This window comes from Corallococcus sp. 4LFB (genome assembly GCF_046520365.1).
Lineage (GTDB): Bacteria > Myxococcota > Myxococcia > Myxococcales > Myxococcaceae > Corallococcus > Corallococcus caeni.
Map to the genome: position 1 here is coordinate 1 of NZ_JBKGHJ010000026.1, position 14,661 is coordinate 14,661.

Genomic DNA, 14,661 nt, shown 5'->3' on the forward strand with positions numbered 1-14,661 from the left:
GACGCGGCCCTCGCGCAGCCCTCGCGCGAGCGCGGGCACGCCGGCGCCCAGGGCGGTCAGCGCCCCCATGCCGGTGATGATGATGCGGCGGTCACTCACGGTGCGTGGCTCAGGAGCGCTGGGCGTGGTGCCGCTGGAAGATGCCCAGCAGCGAGCCGATGTCCTTGGCCTGGCTGAGCTCCGTGACGGGGACGTTGATGCCCAGGTCCTCCATCGTGCCCATGACGATCTCCATCCGGTCGATGGAGTTCGCGCCCAGCTCCTTCAGCTGCCGCTCGGGGGTGATCAGCCGTGCGTCCACGTCCGGCAGCACCTTGAGGATGTTCTCCGAAATCACCTGGAAGAGGTCCGTGCTCATCGTCGTTGTCCCTGTCCTGCTCAAGCTGCTGCGTGAACGTTGCCGCGCGGGAGCGCACCGAAGGCGCGCATCCGGTCGGTGATGACCTGGGCGGTCTGCTGCATGAGCAGCTCGCCAATCTCCGCGACGCGCCGGTTCTCCCAGCGCTCCAGCGGCGTGCCCTTGACCCACTGGTTGAAGGCGCCGAGCGCCGGCCCGCTGTGCACCTGGTAGTCGATGCGGCTGTCCTTGGAGCCGCCCAGCGCCAGTCGCGTGCTGTGGCCGAAGTACCACTTGAAGATGAGCGCCATCTTGTACTTGGGCAGGGCCTCCGCCTTCTCAATCTCCGACGGCGGGTAGTAGGCCTTCACGTCCTCGTAGACGGCGTCGAAGCTCTTGCGGAAGTAGGCGGTCTGCAGGTGCTCGCGGGTCTTCGCGTCGATCTGCTCCAGCGAGTCGTGGAAGCGATAGAGGTCGTAGAGCTTGTTCGCGCGGGCGGAGAAGAAGAGGCCCTTCTTCACCACCTGGACGCGCGCGCCCAGCTCGAACAGGTCCCCGGCCGGGCGTAGTCGAAGTCCTGGACGTTGAGGCCCTGGAGCAGCTCCTTCACCTCGTTGCTGGTGCCCGCCTCCACCGTGCACTGGTTGATGGAGCCGGTGAGGATGAAGTCCGCGCCCAGCATGAACGCCGCCGCGGCGGCCTCGGGCGTGCCGATGCCTCCGGCCGCGCCCACGCGCACGCGCTTCGCGTAGCCGTACTGGGTCATCATGCGGTCGCGCAGGCGGATGATGGCGGGCGTGAGGGCGTACGCGACGCCCTGGTCCGTGTGGCCGCCGGAGTCCGCCTCCACGCAGAGGTCGTCCGCCAGGGGGACGCGCTGGGACCACTCCGCCTGCTCCGGGGTGATGCGCCGCTGCTCCACCAGGCGCCGCACCAGCCGCTCCGGCGCGGGACGCAGGAAGGCCTCGGCGATCTCCGGGCGGGAGACCTTGGCCACGATGTGGTTCTTCGGGACGACGTTGCCGCGCGCGTCCCGCTCCAGCCCCACCAGCCGGTAGCGCACCAGCGCGGAGGTCACGGCCATGTAGGACGCGGCCTCGATGTGGCGCACGCCGTGGCGCAGGAAGAGGTCGACGGTGTCCTCCTCCAGCTGCGGGTTCTGCGGGCTGCTCAGCAGGTTGATGCCGTAGGCCTGGCCTCGCGACAGCTCCCGCTGGATGTGGAGGATGGCGGCCTCGGTGTCGCGGAGCGGGACGCCGCCGGAGCCGAAGTAGCCGAGCATGCCGCCCTTGCCCATGGCGACGACCAGCTCCTTGGACGCCACGCCCCGGTACATCGCGCCCGCCACGTAGGCGTACTTGATGCCGTGGTCGGCGCGGAACTCCGCGCTGCCCAGCGACGCCGCGGAGAAGCCCTCCTGTGCCACCGGAGCGGCCTCGCGCGGCTCGTGCCGGAGGACCCCGTTGCGCCGGGGCTCGGGGGCCGCGGGCGGAGGTGCCACTGGCGCGCTCGCCTCCGGCACGGACGGCGCGGGGACCTGGGTGGGTGCCGGGGCCGCGACGGGCGCGGACGGAGCCTCTGCCTCGAAGTCCCTCAGCATGTTGGCGAGCACGATGCCGGGGCCCACCTCCACGATCTTCATCCCCGGCTGCGCGAGCAGGTAGCGCACCGTGCCCGCCCAGTTCACCGGCCTGGCGATCTGGATGGCGAGCAGCTCGCGGCACCGCGCCGCTTCGTAGGGCCGCGCCTCCACGTTGGAGATGACCGGAATGCGGGGCGGCTGGAAGTCGAAGCCCGCCAGGAACCGGCGGAACGTCTCCGACGCCGCGACCATGTAGCGCGAGTGGAAGGCCGCGCTCACCTTGAGCAGCACGTACGCCTTCGCCTCCGCCGCCTCGAAGGCCGGGCTCGCGCGCTGCACTACGTCCGCGGGCCCGGCGATGACCACCTGGTTCGGCGTGTTGAAGTTCGCCACGTCCAGCGCGCCGAACTCCTCCGACGAGCGCAGCACTTCTTCAACGCGCTCGCGCGACAGGCCGACCACGGCCGCCATGCCGCCGCCCCTGGCCTCGGCCATGATTTCACCGCGGCGCTTCACCAGCCGCAGGCCCGTCTCGAAGTCGAAGCTGCCCGCGGCGAAGAGGGCGTTGTACTCACCCAGGCTGTGGCCGGCGACGAAGTCCGGCTCGCCGTCCTTCGCCTTCTTCTCCAGGTACGACAGCGCGTTGACCACGTACAACGCCGGCTGCGTGTACTGCGTCTGCCCCAGGCGGTTGTCCGGGTTCTGGAGGCACAGCTCCTCGATGGAGTAGCCCAGGATGTCGCTCGCCTTGTCCGTGAGCGACCGGTACGGCTCGAACAGGCGCGCCCCCATGCCCTTGCGCTGGGTGCCCTGCCCCGGGAAGACGTACGCGATCATGCTTTTCTTCTCATGCTGGAGTGGAGGAGAGGACACGGCGGGAGGAGGCACGAGCGCGCGCTCCAGTTGCTTCAGGCGCTCCACCTCGCCGTGGGCCGGCGTCATCACGGAGAACACCGCGGGGCGTCCGCTCTTCGCGACGCCCGCCTTCAACAGGTTCGCCAGCGAGCTGGAGGGGCCCACGTCGATGAAGGCGTACTCACCCCGAGCCACCAGCCCGCGAACGGCGTCGGAGAACGCCATGGGGCCCCGGATGGCGCCCCACAGGTGCTCGGGGGGTAGCTCGCGGCGGATGCCGCCGTCCAGCCCGGACACCATCGGGATGCGGGCGGGCCGCTGCGGCAGGCCCCGCAGGTCCGCCAGGTAGCGCTCCCGCGCGGGGTCCATGAACGACGAATGGAACGCGTGCGCCACCGGCAGCTCGAAGGTGGTGATGCCGCGCGCCTGGAGCCGCGCCTCCACCGCGCGCAGCGCCTCCACGCGGCCGGACACCACGAACTGGAAGGCGTCGTTGCGCCCCGCGAACTCCACGCCCTGGAAGAGGCCGGGCTCGCGCTCCAGCAGCGCCGGATCATGGAGGACGGCCAGCATCCCGCCCGCCTCGCACGCGCCCTCCACCGCCCGGGCCAGCCGGACGCACGCCTCCAGCGCGGCCTCCGGCTCGTAGATGCCCGCGATGGCCGCCGCGACGATCTCCCCCAGGCTCACACCCAGCGTCATCGCCGGTTCCACCCCCCGCGCCATCAGCGAGCGCGCCAGCGCGTACTCCACCGTGAAGATGGACGCGTTGCTGTGCAGCGCGCGAGGCAGCGGCGCGCCGGAGCGGCCGTCCCCGTACAACAGCCCCACCACCGACGTGCCGATGAGCGGCGTCGCCACGCGGTCCAGCCGCAGCACCCACTCCCGGAACACCGGGTCGTGGCGGTACAGGTCCACGCCCATCTGCAGGTACTGCGACCCCTGTCCCGAACAGAGGAAGACCCATGGCGCGCTCATGCCCTGCCCCCTCGAACCCTGTCGCCCTGGCCGATAGCCAGACATGCACCCGGTGACGAAACAATTTCTGTCATCGCAAACCCGCCGTTATGGTCTCTCCCTGTAGTCCGAGGAAAACACCATGACCATGACAAACCGACTTGCAGTCTCCCTGACGTGCCTGACCCTGCTTTCCGCCCAGGCGGCGCTGGCTGCGGAGCCCCAGGCTCCCGCCGCGAAGCCCGGCGCCACGCCCGCCACCCCCGCCGCGCCGGCCGCCAAGAAGGGCGCGAAGGCCGCCGAGCCCGAGAAGGCCTAGTCCTTCGGCTCCACAGCATCCGCTGTACCCCACGAGCAGGGTCGTGGAGGGCCTCGAAAGACAGAGGCGCTCCCGCCCTGCTCGCGGTGTTTCAGCTCCACGCGCTCGTCAAATTTCCGCACGCGCTTTCGCTGCTACAGCCAATTACAGGCCAGAAATTCGACGTAGCAGCCAACTGACCGCACAGTCCGCCGCGTCCCTGAAGACGTCTGTCCCAAAGACGGAGGCGTGATGTTCGCGGAAGCTGCTGCCCCTGCCCTGAAGATTGTCCGACGCTCCCAGAACGACAGCGTCTTCGCGAAGCGCGGGGAGGCCTACACGCTGCTGCAGGGCGACAGCCTGGAGCTGATGGCCCAGCTGCCCGAGCAGTCCTTCGACCTCATCTTCGCGGACCCGCCGTACTTCCTCTCCAACGGCGGCACCACCTGCAAGAACGGCAAGCGCGTCTCCGTGGCCAAGGGGCAGTGGGACGTCTCCCGCGGGGTGGAGGAGGACCACGCCTTCACCACGAAGTGGCTCGCGGCCTGCCAGCGCCTGCTGCGCCCCACCGGCACGCTGTGGGTGAGCGGCACGCAGCACGTCATCTTCAACGCCGGCTTCGCCATGCAGAAGCTGGGCTACAAGCTGCTCAACACCGTCACCTGGTACAAGCCCAACGCGAGCCCCAACCTGGCGTGCCGCTACTTCACGCACTCCACCGAGCTGCTCATCTGGGCCTCGCCGTCGTCCGGCGGCAAGCTGAAGCACGTCTTCAACTACCAGCGCATGAAGGCGGAGAACGGCGGCAAGCAGATGCGCGACGTGTGGGCCCTGCCGCGCAACGGTGACGAGGAGCTCACCGCCGACGGCGCCGGCCGCATGTGGACGCAGACGGCCCGCGCGGCGAGGAGAAGGCCTTCGGCAGCCACCCCACCCAGAAGCCGGTGGCCCTGCTGGAGCGCATCCTGGAGGCGAGCTGCCCGGAGAACTCGCTCGTCCTGGACCCCTTCAACGGCAGCGGCACCACCGGCGTGGCCGCCCTGAAGCACGGCCACCGCTACGTGGGCATCGACATGAACCCGGAGTACCTGGCCCTGTCCAAGAAGCGCCTGGACGCGACCCTCAAGTAGTCCGCTTCACGCGCGGGCGAGGATGAGCTCGACTCCCTGCCGCGCGATGGGGTGGTACCTCGCCCCGTGCTTCTCGAACGCCGCGCGCGCCACCTTGCGGTGGTCGCGCGACGAGGCGAGCACGCTGTAGAGCGGCTTCAGGTACTTCATCCGGCCCACCTCGCCGAGGAACTCCTCGGCCCGGCCGAGCGGCGCGTCGAAGCCCGCGCGCAGCGCCGCCACCAGCCACGCGACCAGCACCTCCGAGTTGCGGCTCCCGGTGAGCGAGTACTTCGCGTCCAGCTCCCGGAAGACGTCCTTGGACGTGTCCACCGGCATGGACTCCAGGAACAGCTGCCACTCGGTGGGCGTCCAGTCCTTCGTGTCCGCCTGCGTCGGCACCTTCCCGCGCAGCTTCTCCAGCGCCTCCAGCCGCGCGGAGGCAGGGCGGGGCGCGCTCTCCGGCACGCCGGGCCGGTTGAGGTACGCGTCCGCGTCCACCTTCGCCAGCGCGCCGGGCAGCTCCTCTTCCGTGAAGCGGACGAACTCCTCCGTGGTGAGCGCCTGGAAGCGGTACTTCGCCAGGTAGCGGCGCAGGAAGCCGTCGAAGGCGGGACGGCCCACCGCGTCCTCCAGCGCGCGCAGGAGCAGGTAGCCCTTCTCGTAGGGAATCTGGGAGAAGGCCTCGTCCGGGTCCACGCCGGCCAGGTGCGTGCGCAGCGCGGTGAGCTGCGGGTGCGCGCGGAAGTGGTGCAGCGCCTCGTCCAGCGACCGGCGCCCCAGGGCCGCGTGCAGCGCCGCGACCTCCGGCCCCGCCAGCGCCTCCAGGATGCGGCGCTCCGCGAAGACGGTGAAGCCCTCGTTGAGCCAGAAGTGCTCCGCGGACGCGTTCGTCACCAGGTTGCCCGTCCACGAGTGCGCCAGCTCGTGCGCCACCACGTTCACCAGGCTCTTGTCCCCCGCGATGAGCGTGGGCGTGAGGAACGTCAGGCGCGGGTTCTCCATGCCGCCGTACGGGAACGACGGCGGCATCAGGAGCAGGTCGAAGCGCTCCCAGTCGTACGGCCCGAAGAGCGACTCCGCGGCCTTGAGCATGTCGTCCACGCCCGCGAACTCGTCCGCCGCGTCCTCCAGCGCCTCCGGCTCCGCCCACACCCGCGAGCGCGGCCCCAGCTCCTTCGACGTGAGGCTGCCCACCGCGAACGCCAGCAGGTACGGGGGCACCGGCTGCGGCATCTCGTAGTGCTCCTCCGCCTCCACGCCGTGCTCCTCGCGCGCCACGAAGGACGCCGCCATCACGGACTTGAGCTGCTTGGGCACGCGCAGGGACGCGCGGTAGCGGATGCGGATGCGCGGCGTGTCCTGCAGCGGCACCACGCTGCGCGCGTGGATGGCCTGGCACTGGCTGAACAGGAACGGCTGCTGCCCGCCCGCCGTCTGCGGCGGGGTCAGCCACTGCAGGGCGCTGGCCTCCGGCGAGGTCCGGTAGCGCACCGTGAGCTGCTTCACCCCCGCGGGCAGCTCAATCCGCAGCCGGCTTCCCAGGATGGGTTCGGGAGGGGAGAGGATGTAGGGCAAGGGGCGACCCTGGGCATCCACCACGCCCCGGATGTCCAGGTCGCGGGTGTCCAGGTCGAGGGGCCCCGCTGACGCCTCCTTGAGCGTCAGCGTGGCCTCCGCGTGCAGGCGGCGCGTCCGGAAATCGACGCGAGCCTTCCAGTCCAACGTTTCGGTCTCAGGCTGCGTGCTGTCGTTGTACGAGTGCGGGTCGAGGCGAGCCATGGGCCCCGACTTGTAGTCGGGGAGCCGACCTCCTGGCGAGCACACCCGACGGCAATGCCGGTTGACTTCCGGGTCAATCGCCTACATTTGTGCAGTCCCCTACTTCCTTTCAAGGGAGCCAATTTCCGATGACGACCCGGATCCGAAAAGTGGCGGTGCTTGGCGCTGGCGTGATGGGCAGCGGCATCGCCGCGCATCTGGCCAACTCCGGCGTGCGCGCCCTGTTGCTGGACATCGTTCCGCCCAAGGCTGGCCCGGGCGAGGACACCGCTTCCAAGGCGTTCCGCAACAAGTTCGCGCAAGGAGCGCTGGCCAACCTGCGCAAGGCGAAGCCCAGCCCCATCGTGTCCGAGCAGGTGCTGGCCGCCATCGAAGTGGGCAACCTGGAGGACGACCTCGCGCGGCTGGGCGAGTGCGATTGGATCATCGAGGTGGTGAAGGAGGACCTGGCCGTCAAGCAGGCCCTGTTCGCCAAGGTGGAGAAGCACGCCCGCAAGGACGCCATCATCTCCTCCAACACCTCCGGCCTCTCCATCGTGGGCATGACCGAAGGCCGCGGCGCGGAGTTCAAGAAGAACTTCCTCGTCACGCACTTCTTCAACCCCGTGCGCTACATGAAGCTGCTGGAGCTCGTGGCGGGCCAGGAGACGAACCCGGAGGTCGTGAAGACCATCCACAAGTTCGGTGAAGAGGTCCTGGGCAAGGGCATCGTCTACGGCAAGGACACCACCAACTTCATCGCGAACCGCATCGGCGTGTACGGGATGATGCGGACCATCTCCGAGATGCAGAAGACGGAGATGTCCATCGAAGAGGTGGACAAGATCTTCGGCCCGGCCATGGGCCGTCCCAAGTCCGCCGTGTTCCGCACCGCGGACATCGTGGGCCTGGACACGTTCACCCACGTGGCGAAGAACTGCTACGACACGCTGACCCACGACGAGGAGCGCGACGTCTTCGCCGCCCCCGACTTCCTCCAGAAGATGGTGGAGAAGGGGATGCTGGGCGACAAGACGGGCGGCGGCTTCTACAAGAAGGACCGCGCCTCCGGCGGCAAGGACATCCTCGCGCTGGACCTGAAGTCGCTGGAGTACCGGCCGCAGGCGAAGGTGCGCTTCGACTCGCTGGGCGCCGCGAAGGACATCGAGAACGTCAAGGAGCGCGTGGCGTCCGTGATGAACGCGGACGACAAGGCCGGCAAGTTCGCCGAGCGCGTCACCCTGGACGTGCTGGCGTACTCCAGCCGCCGCATCCCGGAGATCGCCGACGACCTGGTCAACGTGGACCGCGGCGTGCGCTGGGGCTTCGGCTGGGACCTGGGGCCCTTCGAGGTCTGGGACGCCTACGGTGTCCAGAAGGGCGTGGAGCGCATGAAGGCGCTGGGCCTCAAGCCCGCCGCCTGGGTGGAGGAGATGCTGGCCAAGGGCCGCACGTCCTTCTACGGCGTGCAGGACGGCCGCGACACCTACTGGGACATCCCGTCCAAGTCCGTGAAGCCGGTGCAGGAGAACGCGCGCACCTTCCGCGTGGAGTACTTGAAGCGCGGCAACAAGAAGATCACCGGCAACGACAGCGCGTCGCTGTGGGACATGGGCGACGGCGCGACGCTGCTGGAGTTCCACTCCAAGATGAACTCCATCGACGATGACATCATCGCGATGATGAACACCGCGCTGGATGAGACGGAGAAGAACTTCAAGGGTCTCGTCATCGGCAACGACGGGTCCAACTTCTCCGCCGGCGCGAACATCATGGCCATGCTGATGGCGGCCAAGAGCGAGGACTTCGACTCCATCCGCAAGATGGCGTCCGCGTTCCAGCAGGCCAACCAGCGCATGCGCTACAGCCCCGTGCCCGTCGTGACGGCGCCCTTCAACCTCACGCTGGGCGGCGGCGCGGAGGTCACCATGGGTGGCAACGCGGTGCAGGCCAGCGCGGAGCTGTACATGGGCCTCGTGGAAGTGGGCGTGGGCCTCATCCCGGGCGGCGGCGGCACCATGATGCTGCTGCGCAACGTGTTCGGCGCGTACGCGGCGGACAAGGACTTCGACGCGCTGCCCTTCCTCAAGAAGGTGTTCCTCGCCATCGGCACCGCGAAGGTGGCGACGAGCGCGGAGGAGGCCCGCGAGTTCGGCTTCCTGTCGCAGCAGGACGGCATCACGGGCAACCGCGACTTCCTCCTGTCGGACGCGAAGTCGCGCGTGCTGGGGCTGGCGAACGGCGGCTTCCGCCCGCCGCGTCCTACGCGCTTCCGGCTGCCGGGCCCCAACGGCGCGGCCACCATCGACATGATGCTGTACGACATGCAGCTCAACAATCAGATCAGCGCCCACGATCGGAAGATCGCCCAGAAGCTGGCGCGCGTGCTCTCCGGCGGTGACACCAGCCCGTCCGTGCTGGTGACCGAGGACAAGCTGCTGGAGCTGGAGATGGAAGCGTTCCTGAGCCTCATCGGCGAGGAGAAGACCCAGGACCGCATGATGTTCATGCTCGAGAAGGGCAAGCCGCTGCGCAACTAGCGCGGGGCGTTTACTCAATGGGTTTCCAGACACGAATTCCGAAGCACGCTCGGACGCTGTCCGGGCAGGGAGACACCTGACATGTCCGGTCGAGTCGTGATTGCCAGCGCGGTGCGCACCCCCTTCACCCGCGCCCACAAGGGAGAGTTCAAGGACACGCGTCCGGATACGCTCGCGGCCCTTGCCATCAAGGAGGCCGTCGCCCAGGTCCCCGGCCTGAAGCCGACGGACGTGGAGGACGTCATCCTGGGCTGTGCCATGCCGGAAGCCGAGCAGGGCATGAACGTGGCCCGCAACGCGAGCCTGCTCGCGGGGCTGCCGGACACCGTTCCGGGCATGACCATCAACCGCTTCTGCTCCTCCGGCGTGCAGTCCGTGGCGCAGGCGGCGCAGGGCATCAAGTCCGGGATGATGCAGGTGGCCATCGCCGGCGGCACCGAGTCCATGACCATGGTGCCCATGGGTGGCAACAAGGTCTCCGCCAACCCGGAGATCATGGAGAAGATCCCGGAGGTCTACACCTCCATGGGCGCCACCGCGGAGAACATCGCCACGCGCTACAGCGTCACGCGTGAGGACGCGGACAAGTTCGCGGCGGAGAGCCAGCGCCGCGCGGCCACCGCGCGCGAGCAGGGGAAGTTCAAGGAGGAGATCTTCCCCGTCACCACGACGATGTTCGACGAGGACGGCACGAAGAAGGAAGTCACCGTCTCCGTGGACACCATCCTGCGCCCGGAGACGACGGTGGAGGGCCTGGCCAAGCTGCGCCCGGCCTTCAACGCCAAGGGCGTGGTGACGGCGGGCAACGCGTCGCCGCTGACGGACGGCGCGGCGGCCGCGGTGGTGATGAGCGAGGAGAAGGCGAAGGAGCTCAACGTCAAGCCGCTGGGCTACTTCGTGGACTACGTGGTCGCCGGCGTGCCGCCGGAAATCATGGGCGTGGGCCCGGTGCCGGCCATCCGCAAGCTGCTGGAGCGCAACAAGCTGAAGATTGAGGACATCAGCGTGTTCGAGCTCAACGAGGCCTTCGCCGCGCAGGCGCTGCACTGCATCCGCGAGCTGGGCATCCCGCTGGACAAGGTGAACCCGAACGGCGGCGCCATCGCCCTGGGCCACCCGCTGGGCGTGTCCGGCGCGCGCATGGTGGCCACCATCCTGCGCGAGCTGAAGCGCCGGGACGGCCGCTACGGCGTGGTGAGCATGTGCATTGGCGGCGGCATGGGTGCCGCGGCGCTGGTGGAGCTGGCGAAGTAGTCCGCTTTCCGCTTCGCGCCCCCTGTCACACGAAGGGGGCGCGCAGGCGGACGGTCAGGAGGCCGGGGCGTCCGGGTCGTTCACCGGGACGCCCGCCAGGCGCAGCACCCGCAGCGCGTTGGTGGTGTCCACCACCCCCTGCCGGAGCCGGTAGTCGAACACCATCTTCCCGTCCTCCAGGTGGTCGCGGAAGTGGACGTTCACCACGTGCGAGCCCGGCTCGTCCGCCAGCACCGCCAAGGACAAATCATGCGTCGTCACCGCGCCACACGCGCCGGAGGCGAGCAGCAGCCGCAGCACCTCGCGCGAGGCAATCTGGCGCTCGCGGGTGTTGGTGCCCAGCAGGATTTCGTCCAGCAGGAAGAGGGCCTGGCCCTTCGCGGCCGCCGCCGCGTCCAGCACCGTCTTCAGCCGCAGCACCTCCGCGTGGAAGTACGACACGCCGCGCTCCAGCGAGTCCTTCACGCGCATGCTGGTGAGCACCTGCACCGGGGACAGCCGGAACGCCGCCGCGCACACCGGCGCGCCCGCCAGCGCCAGCACCACGTTGGCGCCCAGCGCGCGCATCAACGTCGTCTTGCCGCTCATGTTGGAGCCCGTAATCAGCAGCGCGTGGCGCGGGCCGGGCAGGGACACGTCGTTGGGCACGGGCGCGTCCAGGAGCGGGTGCCCCAGCGCCGTGGCCTCCACGCGCGGGCCCTGGGCCTCCAGCTGGGGCCAGGTGAACGCGGGCCGGTCATGCGCGAGCCCGCCCAGGCAGCAGAGGGCCTCCAGCTCCGCGAGCCCCTCGAACCACTGGCGCACGTCGCGGCCGTGGGCGGCCCTCCAGCCCTCCAGCGCGAAGAGGGCGTGGATGTCCCAGAGCGTGAGCCAGTGCACCAGGGCGTGGAACTGGTGCCGCTTGAACTCGATGAGCGAGTACAGCCGGCTGAAGCGCCGGAACAGCGCGGACACCGGGGGGCCGCCTTCCGCCCGCAGGCCGGACTGGAGCTGCTTCAGGCGCGGGTGCTCGAAGGTCTGTCCCTCCACGCGCTCGAAGAGGGACGCGTAGCGCACGAAGCCGCGCTCGCCCTGCTCCACGGCGTCATCCATCCGCTTCAGCGTGCGGCGCGTGGCCACCGCGATGCCCAGCTGCGCGAACAGGCCCAGCCACACGAGGCTGTCGGGAACCACGCCCACCGTGCCCAGGATGAAGAGGGTGAGCGTCACGGGGGGCAGCAGCACGGCCAGCGGACGTGACCAGCGGATGGCGTCCAGCGACGGGCCGGCCTCCGCCCACTGGATGAAGAGGGCCGGGTCCGCCTTGTCCTTCGCCACCGCGCGGGCGTCCACGCAGAGCTCCTGGCGGAAGTCCACGCGCGGGGCCAGCTCACGCGCGGCGCCCTGCCGGGTCACCACCGTCTCCGCGGTCGCGGGCGCGGACAGCCACGCCGCCAGCCGCTCCTCGCCCGCGCGTGTCGCCGTCTCGTTGATGAGCTGGAAGAGGCTGCCCTGGCCAAAGACATCCAGGTCCGTCGCGTACAGGTGATTGGGGGAGAGGAACCGCTCACCCGTGTCGGTGAAGGAGTGCCAGCCGCCCTCCAGCCGCGCGAGGCCCCGCTCGTTGAGGAGGACGAAGAGGCGCGCGCGCTGCTCCTTGAGGAACACCTGGTGGTGCAGCACCGCCAGCAGGCCATAGACGGCGAGCGCGCCCGCCGCGGCCCACCACCAGGGCTTGGGCAGCCGGCCCATCAGCGTCAGCGCCGCGATGACGAGCGCCGCCACGAAGGCCACGGTGCGCAGGTTGGCGTACCTCGCGCTGACGCGGTCCAGCGCCGTCAGGTCCGCCTGGGCGGCCGCGCGGCGGTCGGTGTACGTGCGATGGGGGCTCGGGGACTCGGTAGGGACGGGCACGATGGCCGCGCATGCTGTGCGGCCCCCCGTCCGAGGGCAAGCGCGCAACGCGCTCCGTCACGCTTCGCGAACACCGGCCGTTGACTTCCCGTGGGCCCCCGGGATTTGAATGCGGCGCGTGAGGGGCGGTCGGGCCGGCCGTGCCTCGCGGAGGGGGTTCAACCCCATGTCGTTCCCCAAGGTCGTGCTGGGCGGAGGGCTCCTCGCGGGCCTGCTCGCCGCGCCTCCCGCCGAAGCGCGCTTCGGCAAGCACTCGGACTCCAACGAAACGTCGAAGCCCGTCCACAAGGCGTCCGCCATTGGCGCCGATGACGACGCTTCGAAGAAGGAGGACGAGAACCGGAACCGTTCGCTCAAGACGACGACGGTGTCCTCCACGGATGACTGTTGCAGCGCCAGCGCGTCAGACGACGCCGCAGCCATCATCCTGGGCGCGGTCTTCGAGCTGCTGTTCCGTGGAATGGGGGAGGCCATCGCCGCCACGGGCACCCACCACGGCCACGACAGCGACGGTGTGGACGCGCCGCCCGAGCGCAACTCGCTGCGGCACGCCGTGCCGTTCTCCTTCCGCGCGGGCGTGCTGGCGTCCCCCGTCGAGGGGGGCATGGGCGTGGACTTCGACGTCGGCTGGGACCTCCGCCGCTTCGGAGTGGACCTGCGGCTGTCCCGGCTGATGGGCACCGGGGCAGGGGCTTCGTCCCGCGACATCCGCACCCTGGGGGAGCTGCACGTGACGTACTCCTCCCTCGTCCGGGAGGACCTGCGCATGCGCGCGGAGGCCGGCGTCTCCACCGTGGATCTTCCCGGCCGCGTCTACGTGGGCCCCAGCCTGGGCATGTCCGTGGAGGCGTGCCTCCTGGGGCCTCTGGACGTGGAGGCGCGCTTCCAGGTGACGCCCTTTCCCTACCGGCAGATGGACGTGCGCGCGGGCCTGGCGCTGCACCTGGGCAGCCTCATGCTGCGGGGTGGGGCGCGCAGCCTCTACCTGGACTCCGAGGTCCGCCCCCCGGGGCAGGACCGGAGCTTCGCCCCCGAGTTCGGCATGGGCTTCACGTTCTGAACAGCACCGTGCGCTGAAAACACCACGGGCCCGGCCGCGGATGCACTCCGCGGTCAGGCCCGTTGGACGTCACGGTCCCCTGGACGGGGACGCGCAGCCTACTTCTCCTTGGAGGCCAGCTTGCGCAGGGCCTTCTGGTCACGCACGCAGAGGATGCGGCCGACGTTGCCGAGCACGCCCTCGCGCTTCATCTCGTTGATGAGCGTGGACACGAAGGAGCGCGAGGCGCCCACCAGGTCCGCCAGGTCCTGCTGGGTGATGCCGCGCAGGTCCGTCTCACCGCCGTGGGGGCAGCGCTCGCCGTGCGCCTCCACCAGCGTGAGCAGGGTGTCCGCCAGCCGGGCCGGCACCTCCTTGAAGGTCAGGCCCAGCACGCGCTTGCGCAGCGAGCGCACGCGGTCCGCGTAGGCGCGCACCACGTCCACCGCCAGGGCCGGACGGGCCTCCAGCTGGGCGCGGAAGTCACGGCCCTCGATGCTCCACACCTCGGCCTCGCCCGCCGCCACGGCCATCTCCTCGATGGGCGTGCCCTCGGGGCGGAACAGCTCGCCGAACAGGTCGCCCGGGCGCAGGATGGACACCACCGAGCGGGTGCTGTTCTTGCCAATGCGCATCAGGCGCACGCGGCCGGACTTCAGCAGGTACACGCGGTCCGACGTGTCGCCGGGGCGGTAGATGGTCGAGTTGTGCGGGAAGGACTCGACCTTGAAGTACCCCTTGAAGTCGATGGCCTCCTGGCCGGGGACCAGCTTGTTCGCCGTCACCATCATCCCGGACGACGTCGCCTGCAGGGGCGCCACGACATTGGAACCGATGGGGCCGAGGGGGCGGTTGAAGCCGTGCATGGGAGTCTCCTGGAAAGACGGAAGGGGATGGGAAAGGTTGGTCGCTGCTGCTGCTGCGGACGGACCTTGCCCTTTCCAAGAGGCGTGCCACGGGCACTTGAAGTATTCCCAGGGGAACAGTTCGAGGAATGCCGGGTACTTAGCGCTACAGCACGGTTCGGATGCCCCAA

Annotated in this window: 10 protein-coding genes and 1 pseudogene; 5 read left to right on the plus strand and 6 right to left on the minus strand. The window is 69.6% G+C overall.

The features are described 5' to 3' along the window. Positions 1-109 precede the first annotated feature (109 nt). The 3 genes from ACLEQD_RS05005 to fabD are packed head-to-tail and all read right to left on the minus strand — an operon-like array spanning position 110 to position 3,752. Positions 110-358, minus strand: coding sequence for a phosphopantetheine-binding protein (locus ACLEQD_RS05005; RefSeq protein ID WP_375758549.1), 249 nt, complete (start codon positions 356-358; stop codon positions 110-112). 20 nt (positions 359-378) lie between these two features. Then, positions 379-861: a hypothetical protein gene (locus tag ACLEQD_RS05010; RefSeq protein WP_410382133.1), complete on the minus strand. Its 483-nt coding sequence runs from the start codon at positions 859-861 to the stop codon at positions 379-381. Then, on the minus strand, positions 855-3,752 hold the full coding sequence (gene fabD, locus ACLEQD_RS05015) for an ACP S-malonyltransferase (RefSeq protein WP_410382134.1): 2,898 nt from the start codon (positions 3,750-3,752) through the stop codon (positions 855-857). Before fabD ends, ACLEQD_RS05010 begins: the two co-directional genes overlap by 7 nt. Before the next feature lie 127 nt (positions 3,753-3,879). Here fabD and ACLEQD_RS05020 point away from each other — a divergent pair, with 127 nt between their 5' ends. Both ACLEQD_RS05020 and ACLEQD_RS05025 read left to right on the plus strand, forming a co-directional pair. Next, positions 3,880-4,050 (plus strand): hypothetical protein, encoded by a 171-nt coding sequence (locus ACLEQD_RS05020; protein WP_410382135.1) that lies wholly within the window; start codon positions 3,880-3,882, stop codon positions 4,048-4,050. Positions 4,051-4,281: 231 nt separating this feature from the next. Beyond that, positions 4,282-5,159 (plus strand): annotated as a pseudogene (locus ACLEQD_RS05025) (DNA-methyltransferase). Between the two features lie 6 nt (positions 5,160-5,165). On the opposite strand, the gene ACLEQD_RS05030 reads toward ACLEQD_RS05025, so the two are convergent. Next, positions 5,166-6,920, minus strand: coding sequence for a M1 family metallopeptidase (locus tag ACLEQD_RS05030; RefSeq protein WP_410382136.1), 1,755 nt, complete (start codon positions 6,918-6,920; stop codon positions 5,166-5,168). A 128-nt stretch (positions 6,921-7,048) separates the two neighbouring features. Here ACLEQD_RS05030 and ACLEQD_RS05035 point away from each other — a divergent pair, with 128 nt between their 5' ends. Both ACLEQD_RS05035 and ACLEQD_RS05040 read left to right on the plus strand, forming a co-directional pair. Further along, entirely contained in the window at positions 7,049-9,439 is a 2,391-nt protein-coding gene (locus ACLEQD_RS05035) for a 3-hydroxyacyl-CoA dehydrogenase/enoyl-CoA hydratase family protein (RefSeq protein WP_410382137.1), read from the plus strand. Between the two features lie 81 nt (positions 9,440-9,520). After that, positions 9,521-10,693 (plus strand): thiolase family protein, encoded by a 1,173-nt coding sequence (locus ACLEQD_RS05040; protein ID WP_171419503.1) that lies wholly within the window; start codon positions 9,521-9,523, stop codon positions 10,691-10,693. Between the two features lie 54 nt (positions 10,694-10,747). Here the strand turns inward: ACLEQD_RS05040 and ACLEQD_RS05045 are convergent, their stop codons facing one another. Beyond that, positions 10,748-12,586 (minus strand): MutS-related protein, encoded by a 1,839-nt coding sequence (locus tag ACLEQD_RS05045; protein WP_410382138.1) that lies wholly within the window; start codon positions 12,584-12,586, stop codon positions 10,748-10,750. Positions 12,587-12,752: 166 nt separating this feature from the next. Between ACLEQD_RS05045 and ACLEQD_RS05050 the strand changes: the two genes are divergently transcribed. Continuing rightward, positions 12,753-13,646, plus strand: coding sequence for a hypothetical protein (locus ACLEQD_RS05050; RefSeq protein ID WP_410382139.1), 894 nt, complete (start codon positions 12,753-12,755; stop codon positions 13,644-13,646). A gap of 98 nt (positions 13,647-13,744) precedes the next feature. Here ACLEQD_RS05050 and mrpC read toward each other — a convergent pair whose 3' ends face one another. Further along, positions 13,745-14,491 (minus strand): Crp/Fnr family transcriptional regulator MrpC, encoded by a 747-nt coding sequence (gene mrpC / locus ACLEQD_RS05055; RefSeq protein WP_014395195.1) that lies wholly within the window; start codon positions 14,489-14,491, stop codon positions 13,745-13,747. Positions 14,492-14,661: the final 170 nt, after the last annotated feature.